General features: G+C 61.1%; 5 protein-coding genes and 1 pseudogene. 3 read left to right on the top strand and 3 right to left on the bottom strand.

What is annotated here, in order from left to right; translation table 11 throughout:
* Positions 1-100 precede the first annotated feature (100 nt).
* On the bottom strand, positions 101-226 hold the full coding sequence (locus ASU23_RS33910) for a helix-turn-helix domain-containing protein (RefSeq protein WP_253741240.1): 126 nt from the start codon (positions 224-226) through the stop codon (positions 101-103).
* Between the two features lie 277 nt (positions 227-503).
* Complete coding sequence (locus ASU23_RS06990; RefSeq protein WP_042926698.1) at positions 504-1,478, bottom strand: LysR family transcriptional regulator; 975 nt, start codon at positions 1,476-1,478, stop codon at positions 504-506.
* 197 nt (positions 1,479-1,675) lie between these two features.
* Between ASU23_RS06990 and ASU23_RS06995 the strand changes: the two genes are divergently transcribed.
* The 3 genes from ASU23_RS06995 (at position 1,676) to ASU23_RS07005 (ending at position 4,539) form a co-directional block, all read left to right on the top strand.
* Entirely contained in the window at positions 1,676-2,080 is a 405-nt protein-coding gene (locus tag ASU23_RS06995; RefSeq protein WP_003941837.1) for a hypothetical protein, read from the top strand.
* 57 nt (positions 2,081-2,137) lie between these two features.
* Positions 2,138-3,004, top strand: coding sequence for an alpha/beta fold hydrolase (locus ASU23_RS07000; protein ID WP_003941838.1), 867 nt, complete (start codon positions 2,138-2,140; stop codon positions 3,002-3,004).
* Positions 3,005-3,090: 86 nt separating this feature from the next.
* Entirely contained in the window at positions 3,091-4,539 is a 1,449-nt protein-coding gene (locus tag ASU23_RS07005; RefSeq protein ID WP_054828349.1) for an aldehyde dehydrogenase family protein, read from the top strand.
* A gap of 104 nt (positions 4,540-4,643) precedes the next feature.
* Here the strand turns inward: ASU23_RS07005 and ASU23_RS07010 are convergent.
* Positions 4,644-5,180, bottom strand: a pseudogene (locus tag ASU23_RS07010) (ISL3-like element ISPfr2 family transposase); the annotation flags it as partial.

Below are 5,180 nucleotides of genomic sequence, written 5' to 3' on the forward strand. Positions count from 1 at the left end.
GGGACCGAATCTGACTCACAGCAGGTGGGGAACTATCTGGCCGTACGCGGGGAGAAACCATGGCCACAAAATGCGCCATAAATGGCCGCCAGTGGGGAGCTTACGATGGCCGTCGACACGTCTGGTCGCTGACCTGGAGATCGTGGGCGATTTCCGCGATCGGCCGTCCTGCGGCGACCAGATCGAGGACCTTACGGCGAAATTCCTCGGGATATCTCTTCGGCATGGTCCTGCCTCCTTGGACAAGATCGTAGCCAGAAAACCAAGTTCACCGACTCGGCCAAACCGAGGGCACATCAAAGTCTCCGGACTCGCCGGGATGCTTCTATATTTGTCAAGACACCAAGATTGGGTGTGCGTTTTGACCATCGACAAAACGGATGATTCATCCTGCCGTCGCCAATATTTAGTAGTAGCGGAAGTCGCTGCCAGGTGCGCACGGCGATCAGACTGCGCTCACTGCCAGGACCGGCTAGCCCGATCCTCAAGTGCGCGGCGAGACGTTACGAAGTGAGCTTGGCCGGAAAACGGTCGAGCAAGGAGGTCACACCTTCGACCGCGGGCATCCATGAATTCGGCACAGGGCGGGCTGTAGCAACGCTGCGAGCAGCCTCTACGAAGTCGCGAGTCAATAGAGAATCGACGTCTGATCGCCAACCGATAGATAACGGCGTTGGTGGTATGCCGGTGACAGGAACGAACGCTAGTCCTGGCCGAGAATAGAACCGCTGCGTCGATGCTTGCGAGAACGCGACGCCCTTCTTCGACAAGATCGCTTCGAAACACTCGTCGACCGTTGAAACCTCGGCTCCGAGCCGAACGTCATGCCCATCGCGAGAGCTCAGTGCGAGCCAGAAGTCACGCCACTCGTCGGTACTGCGACGAGCAACGAATGGCTGACCTGTGAGATCCTCGACACTGATCGAATCATGTTGCGCAAGAGGGGAGTCCGAGCTAACAACCAGCACTCGCGGTTCGATGAAAAGGGTGTCGAGCGCGAGCCAGTCCGCAACGACGACGGGCGGCCTGATGAACGCTACGTCCACCGTGCCGTCGCCTAGTCCGACGTAGGGGTCGGAGAAGTCGAACGATTGCATTTCCACCTCGACATCCGGGTGCATCGAGCGAAATGCCGACAGGATGTCCGGGGTCAGCTCAGCGGCAGCATTCGCCTGGAATCCGATCACGAGATTGCTGCGCGCACTGCGGCCGACTTGCCGGGTGAGCGACGCAATGCGCTCGGCATCCGAGAGTAGCTGACGGCTTCCTTCCAAGAGCCTCACCCCTGCCGGCGTCAGGGCCACATGACGGCTGTCACGAATGAACAGCGCTGTCCCCAGAGAGTGCTCAAGCTTTCGAATCTGAACACTCAGAGATGGTTGGGCGATATGGAGCCGTGCAGCCGCACGGCCGAAGTGCAGTTCCTCCGCCACCGCCACGAAGTACGACAGCGGCCTCAACTCCAGGGGTAAGCGCACATCGCCGATGCTATTCGGCCAGGTAGATGCACACCAATAGTTGTTTCCTATCGATCGGAAGGGTCATTGGTATTGGACGTACCCGTCGATTGTCGGTGTGATGGGTGTCATGTTCGCGACGGTGAAGCACTAGCAATCACCCTTCGATCATCCCCGTTCCAGAAATAATCCGGCACACAAGTCGACGAAGGAAAACAATGACTGCCACCATCACTCAGACCCCCCAGCAGTGGGCCGATGCGTTCGAGCAGGCCTCGGATCAGGATCCCGAAATCCAGGCGCACGGCAAGTACTTCACTTGTTCGTACCTCTTGGACATGGGCACACATACCTTCGTCGTCGAGATGACGACCGGCAAAGTACACGCCATCACGGTCGATCCCGGCCCCCTCGACCGCCCGTACCAGTTCGCCATCCGGGCCAGTGCCAAGACCTGGCAGGGGTTCGGCGTGCCCGTACCCGCGCCGATGTACCACGGGATCTGGGCTGCTTCATTCCAACGGGACATGAAGCTCGAAGGCGACGTGCTGGTTCTCATGCAGAACTTGCGGTGCGTGACACGCCAGATCGAACTGCTCCGCACTGTCGGTGTGCCGGTCTGATTCACCAGCGCCACCCAAACCAGTTCAAAATCTCCCCCCAACGAAGGAACCCTCGAGATGAGCAAGATTTCCCCGGTGACGGGACACTACGTCGACGTCGACGTCGACGGCCTGCTGTACAAGGTCTTTTACCTGGAGAACGGCACCGGTCAGCCCTTGGTGTGCCAGCACACCGCCGGGGCTCACAACCATCAGTGGCGCGGGCTGCTGGAAGACGAAGAGATCACCGCGAATTATCGCGTCATCGCCTACGACCTACCTCGACATGGAAAGTCCGATCCGCCGGAGAACACCGAGTGGTGGACCGAGGAATACAAACTCTCGGCTGACCACTACGCCAATTTCATCGTTGCACTCGTTGATGCGCTCGAACTCGAGAATCCGATCTTCATGGGATCCTCGTTCGGCGGCAACATCGCCCTGCAGCTTGCGCTGCGCAATCCGGATCGCTTCGCCGGCGTCATCCCTGTCGAAGGTGCCGACTACTCGCCTGGCTTCTACCTCGACTGGTGGCAGCACCCGCACGCGAACGCAGCGCAGGTGTGCGCCAGCGGCACGTGGGATCTCATGGCTCCCCAGTCACCGGAGGCAGATCGCTGGAAGACCTGGTTCTATTACACCCAGGGATCCGAAGCGTTCAAGGGCGACCTGCACTTCTACTCGGTCGATCACGATCTGCGCGACAAGCTCGATCAGATCGACGGCGATCGCTGCCCCGTCGTGATGTTGACCGGCGACTACGACTACCTGACCACGCCGGAAGACAGCGCCCGAACGGCCGCGCAAATCAAGAACGCGCAGTTCATCGAGATGAAAGACATCGGTCACTTCCCGATGAGCGAGAACCACGCAGTCTTCCGCACCTACCTCATCCAAGCGCTCGAGATTCTCCAGAAGAACGCAGCCACCGCTGCATCCGTCTGACCTGTCCAGTACATCAACGCGCTCGCCGGCCACCGCAACAAGGGGGTCGGCGAGCAGTTGTTTGTACACTTCGAAGAGGAATACCGATGAGCATTAAACACTTTCCATTCCTGATCGCCGGCGAGGCGACGACGACCGATAGCCGTATCGCGATCCGCAATCCATTCGACGGTCGGATTGTCGCAACTGTGTCCGAGGCGGATCCGGTGCACATCGAGTCCGCGATCGCAGCTGCCTCGGCGGTGGCCACCGAATTCGCGAGTACACCCGTGCATATCCGCGCAGACGCTCTTATACACATATCAACGCGTCTGAACGACCGCCACGAGGAGATTGCCCAGCTCATCTCAGCCGAATCCGGCAAGCCAATCAAGTGGGCGCGTGTCGAGGTTACCCGCGCCGCTACCACCTTCCGGTGGGCAGCCGAGGAGGCCAGGCGCTGGAGTGGACACATGCAACGACTCGATACCGATGCAGGCTCGGACGGTCGTTTGGCTCTGGTTCACCGGGTCCCGCGCGGCCCCATCCTCGGGATCGCCCCGTTCAACTTTCCGCTCAACTTGGTCGCCCACAAAGTTGCGCCGGCGCTCGCCGTCGGTGCGCCGATCATCGTCAAGCCTGCGCCAGCGACACCGCTGTCGAGTCTGGTGCTCGGTGAGCTGCTGGCGGAAACGTCACTGCCAGAAGGCGCGTGGTCCGTGTTGACCGTCTCGAACGAAAAGGCTTCGGAGATGGTCCAGGATCCGCGTCTGCCGGTGGTCTCATTCACCGGTTCGGTTCCTGTGGGGTGGGCCATCCGCGATCGGGTGCCGCGAAAACACGTCACGCTCGAATTGGGAGGAAACGCCGCCGTCGTGGTGTGTGAAGACTGGTCCGATGAAGCCGGACAGGACTTCGCGGCCGAACGAATTGCGCGGTTCTCGATGTACCAAGCTGGTCAGTCCTGCATCGCGGTGCAGCGAGTATTCTTGCACGACAAGCACTACGAGAGCATGCGGCAACGGATACTGTCCTGGATCGGCATGTTGTCCACCGGTGCACCCGACGACGACGCTACCGATGTCGGTCCACTGATCGACGAGCGTGCTGCCGTGCGTGTGGAGCAGTGGATCGACGAGGCGGTGGCAGGCGGTGCGACCGTTCTCACCGGTGGCGGACGAGTGGGGGCCGTTGTCGAGCCCACCGTGATCGAGGACGCGCCCCGCGGCGCGCGGGTACTCGACGACGAAGTCTTCGGACCTGTCGTGGCGCTCTGCAAGGTCTCCTCGGACGAGGATGCGTTCGAGAAGGTCAATGAGTCTCGGTTCGGTTTGCAGGCAGGGGTTTTCACCTCAAACCTGCAGACCGCTTTTCGCGCCTCACGTGTTCTGAACGTCGGTGGAGTCATCGTCGGTGATGTCCCGAGCTACCGCGCCGATCAGATGCCGTACGGGGGCGTGAAGGACTCTGGGACAGGCAAAGAGGGAGTCCTTTCGGCAATGGAAGATCTCACTGAGGAGAAGGTGCTCGTTCTGACCGGCATCGACGTTCTGTAGAGCGGTGGTTGCCGTTGATCCACGCACGTGGTTCGTTCGTCCACGACATCAGCCGACGGCGTCTTCGCATGAACGCCTCAGATCATTTCTGCCGCTTAACCGGCTCATCCCAATCGGGGGTGTAGGAGTTGGGGTCTGAAGCCGCCGGTCTCGAGCAGGCTTCGGGCGATGTAGTTGGTCAGGTTGCGGAACCCGAGTGCGGAGCCGCGCAGGTGTTCGAGCCGTCCGTTGAGCGCCTCGGTCGGCCCGTTGCTGGTGCCGGGTCGTTCGAAGTAGGCGAGCACGTCAGCGGCTCGCTTCTTCAGGGTCCGGCCCAGGGTGGTGAGCTCGGTGAGCACCTTGGGGACGCCGGCACTGAGGTCGGTGATCAGCTTCTCCATGAGCTCGCGGCCACGTTGCCGGTCCTCGTGGCGATAGGCGGCGATCATGCGCTGGTAGACACCCCAGGTCGCCTCGACCTCGACGTGAGCGTCATCAACGAACAGCGCGCGTAGCCTGTCGCTCTGCTTGTCGGTAAGCAGGTCCGCGCCGGTGTGCAGCGTGCGCCGCGACTTGTAGAGCGGGTCGTCCCTGAACCCACGGTGCCCGTGGATCGCGAGTTGGACCCGGCGCCGGCACCTGTCGAGGGCGTCACCGGCCAG

The organism is Rhodococcus sp. KB6 (assembly GCF_001445685.1).
In the GTDB taxonomy this organism is placed as follows: domain Bacteria; phylum Actinomycetota; class Actinomycetes; order Mycobacteriales; family Mycobacteriaceae; genus Rhodococcus_F; species Rhodococcus_F qingshengii.

Coding starts and splice junctions, on each gene's coding strand:
- ASU23_RS06995 (WP_003941837.1), top strand. CDS start 1,676: ATGACTGCCACCATCACTCAGACCCCCCAGCAGTGGGCCGATGCGTTC.
- ASU23_RS07000 (WP_003941838.1), top strand. CDS start 2,138: ATGAGCAAGATTTCCCCGGTGACGGGACACTACGTCGACGTCGACGTC.
- ASU23_RS07005 (WP_054828349.1), top strand. CDS start 3,091: ATGAGCATTAAACACTTTCCATTCCTGATCGCCGGCGAGGCGACGACG.
- ASU23_RS33910 (WP_253741240.1), bottom strand. CDS start 226: ATGCCGAAGAGATATCCCGAGGAATTTCGCCGTAAGGTCCTCGATCTG.